Annotated in this window: 17 protein-coding genes and 2 pseudogenes; 10 read left to right on the forward strand and 9 right to left on the reverse strand. The window is 68.2% G+C overall.

Annotated features, from left to right (window positions below; all coding sequences use genetic code 11):
- Positions 1–177: 177 nt before the first annotated feature.
- The 3 genes and pseudogenes from BA062_RS22930 to BA062_RS41365 form a co-directional block, all read left to right on the forward strand.
- Positions 178–965: pseudogene (locus BA062_RS22930) on the forward strand (Mu transposase domain-containing protein); the annotation flags it as partial.
- A 75-nt stretch (positions 966–1,040) separates the two neighbouring features.
- Positions 1,041–1,226: pseudogene (locus tag BA062_RS22935) on the forward strand (IS21-like element ISAau2 family helper ATPase IstB); the annotation flags it as partial.
- Between the two features lie 897 nt (positions 1,227–2,123).
- Positions 2,124–2,894, forward strand: a complete 771-nt coding sequence (locus BA062_RS41365; RefSeq protein WP_425452944.1) for an ABC transporter ATP-binding protein — start codon at positions 2,124–2,126, stop codon at positions 2,892–2,894.
- 20 nt (positions 2,895–2,914) lie between these two features.
- On the opposite strand, the gene BA062_RS22950 is transcribed toward BA062_RS41365, so the two are convergent.
- Together BA062_RS22950 and BA062_RS22955 are read right to left on the reverse strand one after the other, a co-directional pair.
- A complete protein-coding gene (locus tag BA062_RS22950; protein WP_110340024.1) occupies positions 2,915–4,087 on the reverse strand; it encodes a Cmx/CmrA family chloramphenicol efflux MFS transporter in 1,173 nt (390 codons plus the stop codon).
- 72 nt (positions 4,088–4,159) lie between these two features.
- Positions 4,160–5,347, reverse strand: a complete 1,188-nt coding sequence (locus tag BA062_RS22955; protein WP_110340026.1) for a cytochrome P450 — start codon at positions 5,345–5,347, stop codon at positions 4,160–4,162.
- A 237-nt stretch (positions 5,348–5,584) separates the two neighbouring features.
- Here BA062_RS22955 and neuC point away from each other — a divergent pair, with 237 nt between their 5' ends.
- Positions 5,585–6,817: a UDP-N-acetylglucosamine 2-epimerase gene (neuC, locus tag BA062_RS22960; protein WP_110340028.1), complete on the forward strand. Its 1,233-nt coding sequence runs from the start codon at positions 5,585–5,587 to the stop codon at positions 6,815–6,817.
- Here the strand turns inward: neuC and BA062_RS22965 are convergent.
- The 3 genes from BA062_RS22965 to BA062_RS22975 are packed head-to-tail and all read right to left on the reverse strand — an operon-like array spanning position 6,733 to position 9,897.
- The gene (locus BA062_RS22965; protein ID WP_110340030.1) at positions 6,733–7,764 is read right to left on the reverse strand and encodes an NAD-dependent epimerase/dehydratase family protein; all 1,032 of its coding nucleotides are present in this window, start codon (positions 7,762–7,764) and stop codon (positions 6,733–6,735) included. The genes neuC and BA062_RS22965 overlap by 85 nt on opposite strands.
- A 19-nt stretch (positions 7,765–7,783) precedes the next feature.
- Entirely contained in the window at positions 7,784–8,905 is a 1,122-nt protein-coding gene (locus BA062_RS22970) for a DegT/DnrJ/EryC1/StrS family aminotransferase (protein ID WP_110340033.1), read from the reverse strand.
- A complete protein-coding gene (locus BA062_RS22975; RefSeq protein WP_245959962.1) occupies positions 8,902–9,897 on the reverse strand; it encodes an SDR family NAD(P)-dependent oxidoreductase in 996 nt (331 codons plus the stop codon). Before BA062_RS22975 ends, BA062_RS22970 begins: the two co-directional genes overlap by 4 nt.
- A 153-nt stretch (positions 9,898–10,050) precedes the next feature.
- Between BA062_RS22975 and BA062_RS22980 the strand changes: the two genes are divergently transcribed.
- Positions 10,051–10,677, forward strand: a complete 627-nt coding sequence (locus BA062_RS22980) for a NeuD/PglB/VioB family sugar acetyltransferase (protein WP_168214065.1) — start codon at positions 10,051–10,053, stop codon at positions 10,675–10,677.
- Between the two features lie 19 nt (positions 10,678–10,696).
- Complete coding sequence (locus BA062_RS22985; RefSeq protein WP_110340037.1) at positions 10,697–11,440, forward strand: SDR family NAD(P)-dependent oxidoreductase; 744 nt, start codon at positions 10,697–10,699, stop codon at positions 11,438–11,440.
- Positions 11,441–11,466: 26 nt separating this feature from the next.
- Here the strand turns inward: BA062_RS22985 and BA062_RS22990 are convergent, their stop codons facing one another.
- Genes BA062_RS22990 through BA062_RS23000 form a run of 3 tightly spaced genes read right to left on the reverse strand, consistent with a single transcriptional unit; the run spans position 11,467 to position 14,723 of the window.
- Complete coding sequence (locus BA062_RS22990; protein ID WP_245959963.1) at positions 11,467–12,606, reverse strand: acyl-CoA dehydrogenase family protein; 1,140 nt, start codon at positions 12,604–12,606, stop codon at positions 11,467–11,469.
- A 23-nt stretch (positions 12,607–12,629) separates the two neighbouring features.
- A complete protein-coding gene (locus tag BA062_RS22995) occupies positions 12,630–13,634 on the reverse strand; it encodes a 3-oxoacyl-ACP synthase III family protein (protein ID WP_110340041.1) in 1,005 nt (334 codons plus the stop codon).
- A 42-nt stretch (positions 13,635–13,676) separates the two neighbouring features.
- The gene (locus BA062_RS23000) at positions 13,677–14,723 is read right to left on the reverse strand and encodes a nucleotidyltransferase family protein (protein WP_110340043.1); all 1,047 of its coding nucleotides are present in this window, start codon (positions 14,721–14,723) and stop codon (positions 13,677–13,679) included.
- A gap of 244 nt (positions 14,724–14,967) precedes the next feature.
- Between BA062_RS23000 and BA062_RS23005 the strand changes: the two genes are divergently transcribed.
- Together BA062_RS23005 and BA062_RS23010 are read left to right on the forward strand one after the other, a co-directional pair.
- A complete protein-coding gene (locus tag BA062_RS23005; protein WP_110340045.1) occupies positions 14,968–16,353 on the forward strand; it encodes a helix-turn-helix domain-containing protein in 1,386 nt (461 codons plus the stop codon).
- A gap of 89 nt (positions 16,354–16,442) precedes the next feature.
- A complete protein-coding gene (locus tag BA062_RS23010) occupies positions 16,443–17,870 on the forward strand; it encodes an MFS transporter (RefSeq protein WP_110340047.1) in 1,428 nt (475 codons plus the stop codon).
- Between the two features lie 4 nt (positions 17,871–17,874).
- On the opposite strand, the gene BA062_RS23015 is transcribed toward BA062_RS23010, so the two are convergent.
- On the reverse strand, positions 17,875–18,153 hold the full coding sequence (locus tag BA062_RS23015) for a hypothetical protein (protein WP_110340049.1): 279 nt from the start codon (positions 18,151–18,153) through the stop codon (positions 17,875–17,877).
- 140 nt (positions 18,154–18,293) lie between these two features.
- Here BA062_RS23015 and BA062_RS23020 point away from each other — a divergent pair, with 140 nt between their 5' ends.
- Both BA062_RS23020 and BA062_RS23025 read left to right on the forward strand, forming a co-directional pair.
- Positions 18,294–18,551, forward strand: coding sequence for a hypothetical protein (locus tag BA062_RS23020; RefSeq protein WP_245959964.1), 258 nt, complete (start codon positions 18,294–18,296; stop codon positions 18,549–18,551).
- Positions 18,552–18,723: 172 nt separating this feature from the next.
- Entirely contained in the window at positions 18,724–19,326 is a 603-nt protein-coding gene (locus tag BA062_RS23025; protein WP_110340053.1) for an NUDIX hydrolase, read from the forward strand.
- Positions 19,327–19,362: the final 36 nt, after the last annotated feature.

The following is a 19,362-nucleotide window of genomic DNA, read 5'->3' on the forward strand; positions in this document are numbered from 1 at the left end:
GAAGATAGCCGTCTGCTCCCGACACGGTCAATACCAGCGGCCGCCGACCGTGTTGCTACGGGCCTAGCCGCGCTGCCGAGGCAGGTCGCGCAGGCTGGTGGCAAGATCCATGGGCATCTCGCGGAACACGGTGCAGTGCCGCGTTGGCCTCGGACTCGCCGCGAAATATGTGCGGAAGTGCTGACCATGGTGACCGGCTATGCGCTGTGCTCTTGGCGGTGCTGATCCCGTCGCGGCGGGCCGAGGATCTGTTCGCCGGCTGGTGGCAGCTGATCGGTGCGTTGGGCGCGGTGCCGCGGGTGCTGGTCTGGGAGGTGAGGGCGCGATCGGCCGCTGGCGCGGTGGGCGCAGCGAGCTGACCGGTGATTGCCAGGCGTTCCGGGTAACTTTGGGCGGCGAAAGTGATCATCTGCCGCCCGGCTGATCCGGAGTCCAAGGGGTTGATCGAGCGGGCGCCTGACTACTTGGAACGGTCGTTCTTGCCGGGCCGGGACTTCGGCTCGCCGGCCGAGTTCAACGGCCAGATGGCGGAGTGGCTGGCCGTGGTGAACGCCCGCCCGCGGCGGGTGCTGGGATTGCGCACCGACCGAGCGGATCACCGCGGACAAGCAGGCGATGCTGACGTTGCCGCCGGTCGCCCGGCGACGGCGTGGCGCTGCTCGACCCGGTTGCCGCGTGATCACTACATTCGCTTGGGCTCCAACGACTATTCGGTGCACCCCACGGTTATCGGGCGTCGGGTGGAGATCATCGCGGACCTGGCTCGGGTGCGGGTGGTCTGTGACGGCAAGACCGTCGCGGATCACGAGCGGGCGTGGGCATGGCATCAGACGATCTCTGATCGCGAGCAGGTTGCTGCGGCGAAGGTGTTGCGGCGCAAGCGCATCGGGGTGGTTCGGCCCGCGCCTGAGCCCGACGTGGAGCAGCGGTGCCTGCCTGACTATGACACCGCGCTCGGACTGAACGGCGATCGCGCAGATGGTGGGTGGCCTGATGCCCGCCACCCGCGCCACCCGAACAAACCTGCCGCTGCCCGCGACCTGGCCGCAGAGATCGTGTTCCTGACCCGGGCCTTGAAAGCACCCACGCTGCGCGAGTCGGTCGCGCGACTGGCCGAGCGCGCACGAGCGAAGTCCTGGTCGCACGAGGAGTTCCTCGTTGCCTGCCTGCATCGGGAAGTGTCCGCCCGGGAGTCCCATGGCGGTGAGGGACGTATCCGGGCCGCCGGTTCCACGCCGAAGTGATCGCCCTCAAGGGCGACAGCTACCAGCTCAAGGACCGCGACCTCGGCCGCGTCCCCGCCGCCAGCACAACCGAAGAGTAAACATCAACACACCGGGCAGAGGGGTCAGCATTCAGACGCCGAGAAGTGTTCAGTGTCCACGCGCCGTTGACAGCTCGCCCTGCGGCAGTTGCGAACTTGCTGACTGCTGGACGACCAACCCCAGCCGGTCAGGGTCTAACGGGCGGTCGGTCTGTTGGACGGAGCATGCGCTCGCGCGCGCTGCGTCGACCAAGCGGCGACTCCCTGATGTCTCTCTCGCCATCGAGCGACCTCATATCACCTGGCCGACGGACACCGTGTACGACCGGACGCCGGGCCGATACCGCGTCCCGCAGCATCAAAGAAGTGAGTCGCGAGTCTGAAACCAGAAGCGACGCCGCAGAAGGACACGGACCCGACGGGGCCGGTCCGTCTCCCGCACAGCACCGATCACAACAAGGTGGACGTTCCGGACAAGGACAGCACAGTCGACGTACGCGCCTCGACCGTATACCTCTATGCGAATTGCTGATTGCACGACGGGGTCCTCCACCTCGCTGCAGTGCTGCTGCCTCACTGTTGACGGCGCCCGCCTGTACGTTTAGTGTTTTTGAAACGCTAATTTCGAACCAGTCTCCTGGTTGTGTAAGTCTGATGCGAGGAGCCGGTGAGCTCAGGTGCGAAGGGCACTAGCCCGGCCACGACGCCACCTCGACTCCCGTTGAACGGAGGTTCGGGCGGTATGACCGGATACATCACAGCGACGCAGACTAGCCCTACACTCACTCCAGCGGTGCCGGAGCCTTCTGCCTCGGTTGTTCAAGCTGCGGATAGTTTGGTATCCGCCGACCACGTAACGATGGACTACACATCTCGCGGACGGCGCGTTCGAGCGCTCGACGACGTGACGCTCAGCATCGCACCGGGTGAGGCAGTCGGACTCATTGGAGAATCGGGTTCGGGGAAGACGACTTTGTCGCGCGCCCTCGTCGGACTGATACAACCAACTCGGGGCAACGTACGGTATCGAGGCCGAGACATCTACTCCTTGAAGGCAGGCGCCCGGCACCGTTTACTAGGCGGCGACATCGCTCTCATATTCCAAGATCCGCGCAGCTCATTGAATCCAAGGCTTTCAGTCGGCGCCGTTATACGAGATCCTCTGCGGGTACGGCGCATTGGCTCTCGGCAGGATCACGAAGCACGAGTCAACCTGCTCCTACGGGATGTCGGGCTCCCCACGGAACTGGTATACAGACCTGTACGGGAACTTTCAGGCGGCCAACTGCAGCGAGTTGCGATTGCACGAGCACTTGCGGTCGAGCCAAGCCTAATCATTGCAGACGAGCCTACATCCGCCCTGGACGTCTCGATCCAAGCCCAAATTCTAAACCTTCTCAATAACCTGAAAAGATCGCGTGGAATCGCGCTGCTGATCGTCTCGCATGACATTCGTGCTATCCGGTTCCTATGCGACCGTACTGCCGTGATGAATAGGGGAGAGATAATTGAGTCCGCATCCACTGACTCCATCTTGGATCACCCAGAGAATCCTTACACAAAGCAGCTTATGAAAGCCGCTCCCCGGCTGGCCGATAAGAGAAAATTCAACAAGGATGAACCACGCTGACTGTCATCGAATTGGACGATTCAAGCTGTTGAGTGAACCCGTTTATTCTTAGCCCGGTCGTCGATCGCTGCGGCGAGAACCGCGACAAAAGCGACGGAACCGCAGGCAACACTTACCCATGCCGCACTAGTGTAACTCTCCCATGCATTGATGGCTCTTCCGCTAATCCATGGGGCCAGAGCTATACCGACATTGAATGCGGTTACACAGGTTGCACCTGCGAGCGTGGGAGCACTGCCAGCCAACGCAAATATGCGAATATTGAGCGCTGGATTGGTAACGAACCCAAGAAAACCCATAAAGAAAACCAAGATTATCGAGGAGTGCATGTCGCTGGCTCTTATTGCCAATAGCGCGCAGACGAGGATCAGCGCCGCAAGAGCACTGGCGATCGTAAGAATCGGCTTCAGGTCGGCGAGTTTCCCACCTATGTAAACGCCAACCAGGGAACCAAGGCCAAAAAGCGAAAGAACCCCTGGAAGCCAACCCTCGGGGAGCCCGGACACCTCCGTAAGTATCGGAGATAAATAGCTAAAGGTCGCGACAGTGGTCGCGGCCGCTAGTACGATAGTTGCGATAGCAAGCCAAAGCCTTGGATTTCGATAAACATTCAATTCCGCTCCCAACCGGACCGTCGTATTCGACTTCCCCGAGCCAGGAACGAGTATGATCACACCGACAAGCGCTAGCACTGACAACAGTCCGACAGATAGGAAAGTCAAACGCCATCCACCATGTCCACCCACGAAAGTGCCTGCAGGGACGCCCAATACGTTCGCGGTCGTGAGCCCACCGACGATGGTAGCCATAGCCCTGCCTCGATGATGAGGCGGGACCAGCATGATCGCCGAAGCAGCTGCAACAGCCCAGAACCCGGCACAACCTAGAGCGCTAAGCACTCGAGTCACGAAGAGTATTTCGTATGTCGGCGCGAGTGCTCCAACTAAGTGGCTAGCCGAAAAAATCGCCAACATGACTATCATGATGGACTTGCGAGATGCCCTGAATGCTGTTACGGCAACCAGCGGAGCGCTTACGAGCATGCCTACCGCGAACGCGGAAACCAGTAGTCCGGCTTCCGCAATAGTCACGCCAAGATCATCAGATATCATCTTCAAAAGGCCAGCGACCATGAACTCGGACGTGCCGAGGGAAAACACGCTCAAGCCCAGAACGTATACAGCCAAGGGCACCGGAACTTTCCTCCCAGCTCTCTTCCCGCTACCGACACTGACATCGCGTTGACCTAAATCGCGGACCGGTTCTCACCAACGGACTGGTAGACGCTCTACCCCGTAGATCATGTGCTGGCGCCTCAACGGGATTTCGGCAAGTGGGACGGCGAGTTCCAAGGTCGGGAAGCGGCGAAGTAGCATCGAAAATGCGATTTGCATCTCCAACCGCGCCAGATGCTGGCCCAGGCATTGATGCAAGCCGTATCCGAAACCGAGATGTCCAGGGGTGGTCCTCGATAGATCGACCTGGTCGGGCTCGGGAAAGCGAGTGGAGTCTCGATTCGCCGCAGGTAAAGAGACGGTCACCGTCTCGCCTGCCCTGATGAGCTCGCCAGCGAGCTCGACATCTTCCACCGCTGTCCTGGGAAGTCCGTACTGAACGATCGTCAGGTACCGGAGCATTTCCTCGACGGCGCGTTCCGCGGACGCCTCACCCTCTCGCAGCGCCTCCGCATGCTCCGGGTGAAGCAGGAAGACCAGCGTACCGAGCGCTAGCATGCTGGCCGTCGTGTCGTGTCCGGCGACGAGGATGAGCATGGCTATTCCAGCAGTCTGATCCTCGCTGAGATCGTCTTCTCGCGCGAGCGCGCTCAGCAGGTCGTCCGAAGGCCGTCGACGTCTTTGTCCGATCAGTCCCTTCAGGCAATCTGACATCGCGGTCATGCCGCTTTTGATCTCAGCCGCGTCCACCTCAAGGCTATTGAGCAGCGACCCATACCGTTCGAACACCCCGCGCTCGTCGGCAGGAACCCCTAACAGCGCACAGATCGCGAGCGATGGCACCGGCAGTGCGAAACTCGGTACGAGATCGGCTGGCGGTCCGGTTTCCGCGAGAACCTGCAACCGGCTCTCGACGATCTGTTCGATGGTCGGCCGCAGCGCATTCATGCGACGGACAGTGAAGTGGCCCGTAAGCAGTCGTCGGTACTTGGTGTGTTCAGGTGGGTCCATGATGGCGAAGAACCCCGCGGGCGCGCTCTCTCCCCGCTCGACCTCGGCGATGCGCGTCGGATGCACTGCCGAGCGAAGCAACTCGGAACGCGAGCTGAAACGCTGATCGCCCAGCACGCACCGGGCCAGCTCATAGCTCGTCACAACCCAGCCAACGTGACCGTCGGGATAGAGGAGCCGACACAACGGCTCCTCGGCACTGAGCCGCCGCAGTTCGGTTGGTGGATCAAGCGGATGGTCTCGCGCTGTAGGCAACGCCTCCAACATGTGGTCGTTCCTTTCTCACGTACCTGCCCGGGTGTGAGCGATCGGTGTCCACCTGCGCCGGTCCTCAACGGCAGCGGCCATCGTCTTGCTTCATCCTGGGCCCTCGTGTTCACGACTGGGCAGGTGACGAGTTCCGCCGGGCAGGGTCCGGCGCGGCGGGCGGAAGCTGGCCTCTGGGAACCCCGCTCACTCGGCGAGGATCGTGAGTAACCTCTCTCACCCCGAGAAAGGAGCCGTATGCGCAGGGTGTGTGTCTTCACCGGTTCCCGGTCCGACTACGGGCCGATGCAGTCCGTCATCGAGGCGCTTCACGCGGAGCCCGGCATCGACCTGCGGCTACTGGCCACCGGGGGTCACCTCGTCGGCGAGCAGGGCTACACCGTCCGCCAGATCGAGGCCGACGGGTTCACCGTCGACGAGCGCGTGGAGATGGTGCTGGCCGGCGACTCGCCCACCGCCGTCGCGAAGTCGTTCGGGCTGGGGGTCATCGGCTACGCCGACGCGCTCGACCGCATCGGCCCCGACATCCTCGTGCTGCCCGGCGACCGGTACGAGGCGCTCGCCGCCGCCGTCGCGGCCGCGTTACGCCTGCTGCCCATCGCCCACGTCGGCGGCGGGGAGGCGACGAGCGGGGCCACCGACGAGTCCGTGCGGCACGCGATCACCAAGCTCGCCCACCTGCATTTCACGTCCACCGAGCGCTTTCGCGACAACGTGGTCCAGTTGGGCGAGAACCCGTCTCACGTGCACCTCACGGGCACCCCGGGGCTCGACACCATCCGCACCGCGACCCGGCTCGACCGATCGGCGCTGGCGGCCGAACTGGGCGTCGAACTGCGCACCCCGACGATCGGGGTGACCTACCACCCGGCGACCGCCGATCCCGGCGGCAGCACGAGCGGTATCGCCGGGCTCCTCACCGCGCTGGACGCGTTCCCCGAGGCCACGGTGGTGTTCACGGGCACCAACGTCGACCAGACGAGGAGCGGCGTCGCCACGGCCATCCACGCCTGCGCCGCCCGCAGGCCGGGGCCGACCGCCGTGCTGCCCTCACTCGGGCAGGTCCGCTACCTGAGCCTCGTCCACCACGCGGACGTCGTGGTCGGCAACTCCTCCAGTGGTGTCATCGAGGTGCCCGCGATGCACACGCCGACCGTCAACATCGGCACCAGGCAGGACGGGCGGCCTCGCGCCAAGTCGGTGCTCGACTGCGGCGAGGACCCCGGCCAGATCGAGCGGGCGATCCGCCACGCGCTGACGCCAGGGCACCAGCGCGTGGCGGCCGAGGCCCGCTCCCCCTACGGCGACGGGCATGCCGCCGAACGCATCGTCGCCGTGCTCAGGACCGTCGAGCTCGCGACGCTACCCCGCAAGCGCTTCTTCAGCTACCCGCTCGCCGGCACGGACCGGGCGGGCGACTCGCTCAACGCGGTCGTCAGCATCCCGTCGAAGTCCCACTTCGGCGCGTAGCCCAGCACGCGCCGGGCCTTGTCCGTCGACAGCTCGAAGGCCAGCTTCACCGGCAGCCGCGCGACGACGGTGCCGGTGCCGAAGTGCCTGTTCAGCACTTCCGCGGCGGCCGTGAACGTCGTCGTGCCCGGACCGCCGATGTTGAACGCCTCGCCCGCCGCGCCGGGATGCTCCATCGCGAGCAGCGTCCCGGCGACCACGTCCCGGACGTCGGTCAGGTGGATCGCCCACGGCTCGCGGTCCGGGCCGGTCAGCACGACGGCCGGATTGTCGTCGCGCTGCCCGGTCGCCTCGTCGAGCGCGCCGACGGGGTCGTCGCCCGGCGAGAGGAGCCCGCACAGGTTGCTCCGTTTGCCCGCCACGACGTGCCCGGTGAGGAACGCCCGCACCCACTCCAGCCGGAACAGGCCGACGGTCTCGTGCGGAGCCACGACGGAGCCGTACCGCAGGATCGTGAAGGGCAGGCCGTACAGGCGCTGGTAGTTGCGCACGAGCGTCTCGCCCAGCAACTTGGACGTTCCGTAGTAGTCGCCGGGGACCTGCGGATGCTTCTCGGTGATGGGGTTGGCCGCCGGCCTCGCCGGGCCGTAGGTGTTGTCGGTGCTCGCGTAGACGAACCTGCGCACCGGCGACGCCTGGCCCGCCGTGGCCTCGAGCAGGCGCAGGGTGCCGAGGACGTTCGTGTCGTAGTACTCGTCGACGGGGCTGTCGCCGATCACGATCTGCGCGGCGAGATGCACCACCGTGTCCACCCCGCGCAGGGCCTTCTCGATCGCGGCCGTGTCGCCGAGCGACGCCTCGACGAGCTCCACCTTGCGCGCCAGCGCGTCGTCCGGTGCCCGTCCACCGGGGCGCACCATGCCCCGGACGTCGTAGCCCGCGCGGGTCAGCTCATCCGCGAGCAGGGAGCCGACCCTTCCGGCCACACCGGTCACCAATACGGTCATGTCTGTTCACCATCCGCTCTCACGGCGCGGTGGGCAGGATCCGGTGAAGCCGGTCGCACACCACGCGCTGGTCACTCTCTGGCAGTCCGGCGGAGCTCGGCAGGGAGAGCCCGCGCCGGTAGAGGTCGTCGGCCACGTGCCCGCCGAGACGCTCCGTGTGGACATAGGGTTTCTGCCGGTGCAGCGGCGGCCACACCCTGCGGGCCTGCACCCCCGCCACCGACGCGGCGTCCACAATGGAGTCCAGGTCCACGGCTGCGCTCAGCAGGATCGAGTACAGCCAGTACGACGGCCTGGCCCATTCGGCGCACGGCGCCGGAGTGACGGCGAGGCCGGCGAGCCAGCGTTCGTACCGCTGCGCGATGAGGCGTTTGGCGCGCATGATGTCGCCGATCCGTTCGATCTGCGCCACCCCGAGCGCCGCCCCGACGTTCGCGAGCCGGTAGTTGTAGCCGATCGTGTCGTGCAGGTACTGGTCGTCGCTGAGCTTCGCCTGGTTGATCAGGTGCCGCGCCCGCTCGGCCAGCGCACGCTCGCCGGTGACGATCATGCCGCCGCCACCGGTGGTCACGAGCTTGTTGCCGTTGAAGGAGAAACAGCCGATGTCACCCACCGTGCCGACCTGGGGGCCCGGCTTCCACGACGCGCCCAGCGACTCGGCGGCATCCTCCACGATCGGGATGCCGAAGCGGTTCCGCAGCTCCAGCAACGGTTCCACGTCCGCGGGGTGGCCGAGCACGTGCACGATCTCGATGACGTCCGGCAGGCGCCCGCCATTCCTCGCCCTGCGGACCACCTCGTCGTGCAGCAGCTCCGTGTCCATGTTCCACGTGCGCGGCTCGCTGTCGACGAGCAGCATGTCGGCGCCCGTGTAGCTGATGGCGTTGGCCGAGGCGATGAACGTGAAGTCCGAGACCGCGACGAGCTTGCCGGGGCCCGCGCCCAGCAGGCGCAGCGCCACGTGCAGCGCCGCGGTGCCGCTCGCGCACGCCACCGCGTGCTCCGCGCCGAGCTGGGCCGCGAACTCCCGCTCGAACCGGCCGACGAACGGGCCCGCCGACGACACGTACCCGCTCGTGACACATTCCTGGAGGTACCGGGCCTCGTTGCCGGCCAGCTCCGGTACCACGAGGGGGATCACCTGTGGTACCTGCCCGCGCGTGCGGCGTCGACGCGCGGCGCCAGCCAGCGCGCCGTCTCGGCGAGCCCGTCGGCCAGGGACTTCGTCGCCTGCCAGTCGAGCTTCTCCTTGGCCAGGCTCGGTTCCGACAGCAGCACCTGCACCTCGCTGGCGTCGGGACGCACGCGCTCCCGGTCGGTGACCACCTCGGCGGCCACGCCGGTGACCTCGCAACACAGCTGGAACAGCTCGCCGATCGACGCCGTCTGGCCGGTGCCGAGCTGCACCAGCGAGCCGGGCGGGAGGTCAGTGCAGCCCATGCGCACGAAGCCGTCGACGGTGTCGGTGACGAACGTCAGGTCGCGCCTCGGCGCGAGGCTGCCCAGCCTGACCGAGGTCGCGCCGGCCAGCAGCTGCCCGAGGATCGTCGGGATCACGGCACGCATCGACTGTCTCGGCCCGTAGGTGTTGAACGGCCGCAGGGTCACCACCGGCGCCTCGAACGAGCGCGCATACGCCTCGCACAGCTGGTCGGCCGCGATCTTCGAAGCGGCGTACGGGGACTGTCCGCGCAGCGGGTGGGTCTCCCTGATGGGCACCGACTCCGGCGTCCCGTAGACCTCGCTGGTGGAGGTGTTGACCATGCGCACCCCGCCTGCGTCGCGGACGGCCTCCAGCACGTTGAGCGTCCCCGTGATATTGGTGTCCACAAAGGACTCGGGAGCTTGGTAGCTGTACGGGATGGCGATCAGGGCGGCGAGATGGAACACGACGTCCACGTCGGTGACGGCCCTGCGCACGGACCGGCCGTCCCGGATGTCGCCGAGCTGCACGTCGATGTCGGCGATCCGGTCGGTGCCGAGCTCGTCGAGCCAGCCGTAGGAGCCGTTCGAGTTGTAGACGCAGAACGCGCGTACGTCGGCTCCCTCCGCCATCAGCCGTTCGACGAGGTGACTGCCGATGAACCCGTCGGCGCCCGTCACCAGAACCTTCTTGCCAGCGAATCTGCTCACGACACTCCACCCATGAGAAAGCCTGTGTCTGCGCGGACACCCCAGTCTCACGACACCCGCCCGCATGCCCCAGGAGTCGGCTTCCACTCCCGTCCCCGGCGTGTGAATTCGCCGTCTCCCGCTCCCTCCCACTCGCCGGGAAGGCTCCTCGTCGTGCGTCAACTCGTGATATTGGGAGCCGGGGAGCTCGCGCGGCAGATCGCCGGGCTCGTCGAGGACATCAACGAAAACACCGAAACCTGCACACTGGTCGGCGTGCTCGACCGGAACGCCGACGCGGCGTCGGCCGCACTGCCCGTGCTCGGCGGCGACGAACTGCTCGCCAGGCTCGACGCGGAGTACGTCCTCGGCGTCGGCGCGCCGGAGCTGCGCCGCAGGGTCGGCGAGAAGGCCGACCGCCTCGGCGCCACGGCGGCGAGCCTCGTCCATCCGCTCGCCCGCATCGGGCGGGGCGCGACCGTGGGGCCAGGCGCGCTGCTGCTGGAGGGCACCCACGTGCTCTACGGCGCCACCGTGGGCAGGCACGTGCTCGTGAACGTCAACTCCATCATCGGGCACGACTCCCGCGTCGGTGACCACGTCACGCTGGCGACGAGTGCCACCGTGGGCGCCCGCGCGACGATCGGCGACGAGGTGATGCTCGGCATGGGCGCGATCGTCATGAACGACGCGAAGGTCGGCGACCGGTCCGTGGTGGGCGCCGGCGCCGTCGTGACGCGCGACGTCCCGCCGGACACGTGCGTGGCCGGAGTCCCCGCACGTCCGCTGCCCACCCGGTGACAAGACTGAGGAGACACCGATGAGCCAACGGTTGCTCGGCAAGACGGCGTTCGTGACCGGTGCCGCGGGCACGCTCGGGTCCGCCATCGCGCGGGCGTTCGCCGGCGAGGGGGTCCGCGCGCTTGTGCTGGCCGACCTGCGGGAGGACGGCCTGGACATCGTCGCCAAGGAGCTCGGCATCGAGACCGTGACGGCCACGCTCGACGTCACCGACGGGGACGCGTTCGACGGCGCCGTCGCCGACGCGGTCGAGCGGTTCGGCACCCTCGACGTCCTCGTCAACAACGCGGGCAACGTCTCGCCCAACGCGCGCGTGCACAATCTGTCGACAAAGGACTTCGACGACTGCGTCGCGGTGAACCTGACCGGAACGTTCCACGGCGTGCGCGCGGGCGTGCGGGCGATGCGCGGGCGCGGCAGGCTGTCCATCGTCAACACCGCGTCGGTCGCCGGGCTCACGGCGTGGCCCTACTGCGCCCCCTACAGCGCGGCGAAGGCCGCCGTCATCCACTTCAGCAGGGTCGCCGCGCTCGAGTACGTCAAGGAGGACATCCGCGTCAACTGCGTATGCCCCGGCGCCTTCCCCTCCACGCTGACCAACGGCCTTCCCGACGGCGCGCTGGACGTTCTCGCCAGCCGGCACCCCGGCGGGTTCGGCACGGCCGAGGACCTGGTCGGCGCCGTCGTCTACCTCGCGAGCGACGAGTCGAGGTGGACCACCGGGCACGCGCTCGTGGTCGACGGCGGCTACTCCCTCCCGTAGGGAGCAGCCGCCGTCGGCGCCGGGCGCTACGGCCGGTACCCGCCGAGCAGCTCCCGCGCGGTCACCATGTACTGGATGGTCGGCGGGCCCTCCTCCAGCCAGTTGAGCCGTGCGTCGCGGTAGAGCCGCTCCACCGGCAGCTTGCGCGTGTACCCGATGCCGCCGTGCACCAGCAGGGCGCGGTCGGTGACCCTGCCGACGGCCTCCAGCCCGAACTGCTTGACCATCGACGACTCCGCCGGGATGCGCTCGCCCGCGTCCCACTTCGCCGCCGCGTCGGCGAGCATGCCGCGCAGCGCGTACACGTCGATCGCCATCTCGGCCAGGTAGCGCTGCACCGCCTGCCGGTGCGCGATCGGCTTGCCGAAGGTGACGCGCGACTCGGCGTGGGCGATCGAGAGCTCCAGCGCCCGCTCCGCGGTGCCGAGCGAGCTCGCCGCGATGAACACCCTGCTGATCTCCAGTGCCCTTTCCAGGTGGTCCTGTCCCTCGCCCTCGGCGCCGACCAGCGCCGAGCGCGGCACCGGCACGTTGTCGAACGTCAGCAGGCCGTGCTGGCCGCCCTTGCAGCCCATCGTCTCCGGCAGCGGCTCGATGGTCAGTCCCGGCGCGTCGCGTTCCACGAGCAGCGCCGACACCGCACCCGGGTCCGTCTTGGCGAACACGAGGAAATGGCTCGCCAGATCGGAGTTGGTGATGAGCCACTTCCTCCCGTCGAGCACGTACCCCGAGCCGTGCGCCTTGGCCGTGGTGCCGAGATCCGCGCCCGTGCCGTGATCCGGTTCGGTCAGCGCGAACGCCACGGAACGGTCTCCCGTGGCCGCGCCGGGCAGGATCGCCCTGCGCTGCTCCTCGTCACCGATCTCGGACAGGGCATGGGCGAACGAGTTGTGCACGTGGACGATCACCCTGATGCCACCCTGGATCTTGGCGAACTCGCCGATGATCGGCAGGTACTGCGCGATCGACAGGCCGCTGCCGCCGTAGGACCTCGGCACCAGCAGGCCGAACGCGCCGGTCTCCCGCAGGATCGGCAGCACCGTCTCGTACGGGATGCGCTCCTCGTTCTCGATCTGCTCCTCGAGTGGGTCGAGGCGATCCCAGATCGCCGTGGTGATGTCCTTCCACAATGCCGCGTACTCGTCTGCCGCCAGGCCTTCCGCCACGGTGTGTCTCCCCATCCCCTTCGTCACGGTCGCTCCGGGGACCCGGGCAGCCAGCGGATCGCCGTGCCACCCCAGGTCATGCCGCCGCCGAACGCCAGCAGCAGCGCGATGTCGCCGGGCGAGAGCCGCCCCGCGCGCACGGCGTCGTCCAGCGTGATCGGCACCGAGGCCGCGCCGGTGTTGCCGTACCTGTCAACGGTCAGGTGCAGCTGCCCCGGCGCGAGCCGCAGCGACTCCGCCCACTCGGCGAGCATCACGCCGTTGGCCTGGTGCGGGACGAGCAGCTCGACGTCCTCGAGCGTGAGGTCCGCGGCCTTGAGCAGTTCGGCGACCACCTCGGGCAGCACCTCGGCGGCGAGGCTGCGCACCTCGCGGCCGATCATGGTGAAGTAGTGCTCCTTGCCCGCCACCGTCTCGAAGCTCGGCGGTCTCCTGCTGCCCCCGCCCGGGATCTGCACGAGGTGCGCGAGCGTGCCGTCGGAACCGATCGTGCTCGTGATGATCCCCTGGTGCTCGCCGCTCTTGGCGAGCACCACCGCACCGGCGCCGTCGCCGAGCAGGCACGACGTGCGCCGGTCGTCGTAGTCGAGGAACCGCGAGTAGAGGTCGGCGCCGATCACCACGGCCACCCGCCGCTCGGGGTCGGCGGTCAGCATCGCGTTGGCGGTCACGAGCCCGTAGACGAACCCGGTGCACACCGCGTCGATGTCGAACGCGGCCGCGCGGTGGGCGCCGATCTTCGCCTGCACCTGGCACGCGGTGGCCGGCATCGGCTGGTCCTTCGTGGACGTCGCGAGCACGATCAGGTCGACGTCGGCGGCGGGGATTCCCGCGGCTTCCAGCGCCCGTTCGGCGGCGTGGCTGCCCAGGTCGGAGGTCGCCTCGTGCGCGGCGGCCACGCGCCGCTGGCGGATCCCGGTCTTGCGGAGTACCCACTCCTCGCCCACCCCGAGCCGGGCCCCGAGCTCCGCACTGGTGAGTACCCCATCCGGTAGGTAGGAACCGGTGCCCAGGATGGCGGTGTTCATCGGTGATCGTGTTCCCTTCGTCGGTGTGTGCGCTTCGGTTCTTCACAGCTGGCCACGGGCGTGGGCGAGTTCGTTCGGGCGCCCGACGTCCTGCCAGGACTCGTGCATGGGCCACAGGGCGACGGACCAGCCGGAGGCGAGGCAGTCGTCGAACAGCGCGGTGATCGGGAAGAGCTTGCCGCGCGGGATGCGGGTGATCAGTTTCGGCTCCAGCACGTAGATCCCGGCGTTGACCGCCCACGACGACAGCGGCTTCTCCACCATCCGCACCAGCCTGCCCGAGGAGGACTCCAGCACCCCGAACGGAACCTGGTGCTGGTACTCGGTGGCCGCGATGGTCGCGACGGCGGCACTGTCCACATGCGCGTCGATCAGGTCGGTGACGGAGAACTCGGTGACGAGGTCTCCGTTCATCACCAGGAACGGATCGGTCGGTTCGTAACCGAGGTCGTCGAGCAGCCGAAGTGAACCGCCGGTGCCGAGTGGCACTTCCGGATCCTCGCGCAGGTACTCGATCTCGCAACCGAACTGCGTTCCGTCGCCGAAATGTTCCTCGATCATCTTCCCGAGGTAGTTCACTGAGATGAATATTCGATTTATCCCGGAGCCGACGAGATGCAAAACCAGCCTTTCCAGAATGGGCCTTCCAGCTACCGGAAGCATGGGCTTCGGAATGTTGTCGGTGAGCGGCGCCAAGCGCGTTCCGCGACCCCCGGCCATGATGACGGCCCAGTTCTTCAGCCGGGTGGTCCCGACCAGCTCGCGCTCGCGGTGCACGCCCACGACGCACCCCTGTTCGTCGACGACGGGGATCTCCGACAGCCGAAGAGCGCGCATCAGGTCGAGCACTTCCGCCCTTCCCGCACCAGGTTTCGTGGTCACGACCGGCTTGTGGATGAGCGGGTAGGCGGGCGCGCCGAGCCCGGCCCCCTCGAGCAGGGCGCGGCGGATGTCCGCCTCATCGATGGAGCCGATGAGCCGGCCCCTGCCATCCACGACGAACGCCTGCCGGGCGCGCTGCTTGTCAATTGTGAAAAGCGCTGATCTGATCGACGCTTCCCTGCGGATCAGCAGGTCGGCAAATGGCATGTTTTTCTCCTCCACCCTGGAAACATCGGCAGACCGCCCCGTCACCCAGCGTTGCGATCGATCGACTGGAGCGGCCAGGGGACGACTTCAGGCCAATGGCGTCTTGACATTCGTGAAGAATTCAGGGGGCCACAATCCGCAGGTTCGCGAAATCGCCTTCAACCGGTCGCGAAACGGACAGACGGCGGGCCGGGAAGCGGCTAGCGTCGAGTTGTCCCGAACCCCGAAGGAGCGGATCACGACCATGGAACACGTGTCCGACGAACCGATCTCACAGCTCATCCGGTCTGCCCGCAGGCACCGTCAGCTCAGCCAGTACACGCTCGCCCGCGAACTGGCGACGGTGGCGGGCAAGCCGACGGTGACGCGCGATCTGGTCGCTCGCTGGGAGCGCGGGCACCAGATTCCCCGGCACGGCTCGCGACAGTGGCTCTCGGTGGTCCTGCACATCCCGCAGGACCGGCTCGACGCCGCGGCCGCCGCGTCCCGCAGGCGCGCCAGGCTCGGACACGCCGTCGTGACGAACAACGCGCCCGTCAAACCCGGCCCGACGCGCCGCGCACAGGGCACGCCCGCCCTGCTGCCGGTATTCCGTTCACGTGTGCAGGCAGGCATTCTGGCCGCGACGCTGCTCAACCCCCACCGCTCGTTCAGCCTCTCCGAGCTCGCCGAGCACGCGGGCGGCTCGCTCGCGTCGGTGGACAAGGAGAGCCGGATGCTGGAGGTCGCGGGCATCCTCACCAACCGCGTCGACGGCACGATCCGGCTCATGCGCGCCGCCGACGGCAACCCGATGATCGCCCCGCTGACCGAGCTCATCAAGGCGACCTATGGGGTGCCCCAGATCGTCGGCGAGGAGTTCGGCCGGATCCCCGGCGTGGCGAGGATCGTGCTCGGCGGCACCTGGGCGGAGCGGTTCGCGGGAATTCCCGGTGCCCCGGCGGAAAGCCTCGAGATCCTGCTCGCGCTCGCCCCCGGCCAGCCCGAGGACCACGACCCGATCGACGTGGCCGCACGGCGCACGCAGACGCGGCTCAAGTGCCACGTGCACGTCGCGGCCCGGCCGCTGGAGGCCAGGCTCGACTACCTCCAGATCCCCCGGCAGCGGCGCGGTCAGCCCGTGGTCGAGGTGGCTCCCGTCCGGCCGCGGCAGCGGCCCGCGACCGGGATGCCGTGGCCGGACGGCCGCACGGTGCTCGCCAAGATGATCGACTCCGGGCAGCTCGACCTCGTGAGCGGTCCCGCCGCGAACAGCCGCCCCTTCATGGAACTGGCAGGCCGTCACCTCGATGCCGCCGAGCAACTGCTCGGCACCTCGCCGCCGTCGGCGTTCCTGTTGCTGTCCCACGCGGCCCAGCTCATCGCCTCGGGTCTGCTGGCACACCAGGGCCTGCGCACGGCGGTCGGCGCGAGCGACCACCTGGCGGGCGACGCGGTGACCGCGCAGTTCGGCCACCAGTTCTCGCAGGTCGAACTGCTGCGGCAGCGGTCGGCGGAGCTGAAGAACCCGACGAGCCGGGACAGCAGGGTCACCGACGACGAGGTCAAGACCTATCTCACGACCGTGCGATCACTGCTGTCGGTCGCGCACAACGTCACGAGCACTCTCGGGACCTTCATCCAGCGTTAGCCGATCGGACTCGTGAAGAGGGACGCTGCGTTGCCCGCACCACGCCATCGACCGGGGCTCTCCGCCGTGCGATCACGACGGAGAGCCTCGTGACGACGGCGCCGAACGCGCCGGTTCCGGGACCCGGCCGCACCCAGCGCCGGTCGGCGGTACTGCTGATCATGTGCCTGGTGCAGTTCGTCGTGCTCGTCAACGCGATGTTCATGATCGTCACACTGCCCGCGATCCAGCACGACCTGCGGTTCGAGGGCGACAGCCTCACCTGGGTCGTCAACGCCTACACGCTGCCGCTCGGCGGTTTCCTGCTGCTCGGCGGCCGCAGCGCCGACCTGTTCGGGCGCAAGCGGGTGTTCGCGACAGGGCTCGGATTGTTCTCGGCGGCCTCGGCACTGTGCGGGCTCTCCACGACGCAGCCGGCGTTGCTCGCCTTCCGCGCGCTGCAGGGGCTCGGCGCCGCGCTGCTGGCTCCGGCGGCGCTGTCGATCCTCACCGCGACGTTCTCGGACGGCCCCGAGCGGCGCAAGGCGCTCGCCGTGTGGAGCGCCGTGAACGCCGGCTCGACCGGGGTGGGCCTGCTGATCGGCGGCGTGCTGACCGCGACGGTGTCCTGGCCTTTCGTCTTCCTGCTCAACGGAATCGCCGGCGTGGCCATCCTGCTGGTCTCCTCGCGCCTCGTCCCGGAGTCGCGGGCTCCCGGTGTCGCCGGGTTCGACCTCGGCGGCGCCGTCACGGTCACCTCGGGCCTGCTCGCCTTGGTCTACGCCGTGCTGCGCGGGCGGCAGCACGGGTGGGCCGACGCGGTCACCCTCGGCGCGTGTGGCGCCGCGATCGTGTTGCTCGCGGCCTTCGTGCTGATCCAGCGCATCCGGCGCGCACCGCTCGTGCGGCTGGACGTGTTCCGGTTGCGGACGCTGACCGCCGCCAACGCGACGATGTTCCTCGTGGCGGGCGCGCCGGCGACCGTGTTCTACGTGCTCACCATCCACCTGCAGGAGACGCTGGGCTACAGCGCGCTGACGACCGCACTCGCCCTGCTTCCCGCGGCCGCGACCGTCGCGCTCGGTTCCCTGATCGCCCCGCGCCTGCTGCCGCGGCACGACCCGAGGCTCGTGCTCGTGGTCGCGCTCGCGCTGGTGGCGCTCGGCGTGACGCTGCTGGCGAGGGTGGGCCCGGGCAGCGACTACCTCAGCGAGGTGCTGCCCGCGCTGTGCACGATGTTCCTCGGCTGCAGCTGCGCGATCCTCACCCTGTTCATGCTCGCGACGACGCGGCTACCCGAGTCCGACGCCGGGCTGGCCTCCGGGCTGATCAACACGACCCTCCAGGTGGGCAGCGGCCTGTGGCTGGCGGTGCTGTCCTCCGCGGCACTGCGTTCCGGGCTCACGCCGGGCGGCTACGCCGTGGCGTTGTGGGGCGTGGCCCTGCTGGCGGGGTCGGCGGCGCTCGTGGTGCTGGTCCTGTTGCGGCGCAGGCACGTCACGGCGGCCGACCTGTCCGATGCGGACCGTCATGGCTGAGTGGTCAGCGCACCAGCCGGAACGGCGTCCTCGCGAGCTCCGCGACGTCACCGGCGAGCTCAGCGCCGGACCGCGGCGCCGGCGCCGCCGCCGTCGGGTAGTCGGCCCAGGCCTGGACACGACAGCGGAAGACCGCGCCGTCCTCGCCCTCGACCGTCAGCCGGACGATCGGCTCGGCGACTCCCCGCGTGATCAGCGGCCCTCTGGTCCGGACCTTCAGCCAGCGCAGGCCGTCCTCGGTGTAGACCACACCCGGTGCGAAGTCCCGTCCCAGCATCGGCATCGACCTCCTCGTCCGGCGTCACGGCGCGACGGTGCGGGCGTCTCACAGCGGACAGCCACACCGATTCGCGTTTTGTTGTATGAAACTACTACTTTGATTTTGCCGCAAGACCTTGTTGGCTTTCCGGCAGGTGAAACACCATGAACCCAGAATCGCTCTCCGTCAGAGCAATGGCCATGCTGCGCGCGATCGCGGCCGGCCGCGCCGAGATGGCGTGCAGCTCGGAACCCGACCTCTTCTTCGACGGGCTCGCCTCGTGCGACCAGTCCACGGCCCACCTGCTCAGCCACTACGGCCTCATCCGCCCCGCCCGCCCTGGCCTGCTCGGCCAGCGCGTCCCGGTGCAGCTCACCGACGCCGGGCGCAGCCTCCTGGCACTGCCCGACTCGGCCGCCTGACCCGCGGGACCCCCTCCGGCCAGGCCGCCGCGAACGCACGACTCGGCGTCGGGAACGCACGACTCGGGGTCCTGAGCGCACGACTCGGGGTCCTGAGCGCACGACTCGCGGCCGGGAACGCACGACTCGCGGTCAGCGGCCACCGGGCCGAGTGTGCCCGTACGATGGCCGGATGCCGCAGGTTGCCCGCACCGATGTCGAAGGAGCCCTCACCGCGTTTCCGGCCGTCACCGAGCCCGCGAACGGCAGGCGGGCCGCCGCCGTCGCCATCACGCTCGTGGAGCGGGACGGCAGGCAGGGCATCTGGATCACCAGGCGGGTGCCGACACTGCGCGCGCACGCCGGGCAGTGGGCGCTGCCGGGCGGCAGGGTCGACGACGGCGAGGACGCACAGGCAGCCGCACTGCGGGAGCTGCACGAGGAACTGGGCGTGGAGCTGGGCCGCGACCGGGTGCTCGGCAGGCTCGACGACTACGTGACGCGCTCCGGCTACGTGATCGCCCCGGTCGTCGTGTGGGCGGGCGCCGAGCCGCCGGTGCGGCCCAACCCGGCCGAGGTCGCCCGGCTCGTCTTCCTGCCGCTGGCCGACCTGGACGTGGAACCCCGCTTCGTCCGCATCCCCGAGTCCGAACGGCCCGTGATCCAGCTGCCCGTGCTGGACACGCTCCTGCACGCCCCCACCGGCGCGGTGCTCCACCAGTTCCGCGAGGTCGTCCTGCACGGCAGGCCCACGCGCGTGGGCGGCTACGAGCAGCCCGTGTTCGCCTGGCGCTGAGGCCAGGGGCATCACCGGGCCAGGCCAAAGCACTGC

This window comes from Prauserella flavalba (assembly GCF_003202235.1).
Lineage (GTDB): Bacteria > Actinomycetota > Actinomycetes > Mycobacteriales > Pseudonocardiaceae > Prauserella_A > Prauserella_A flavalba.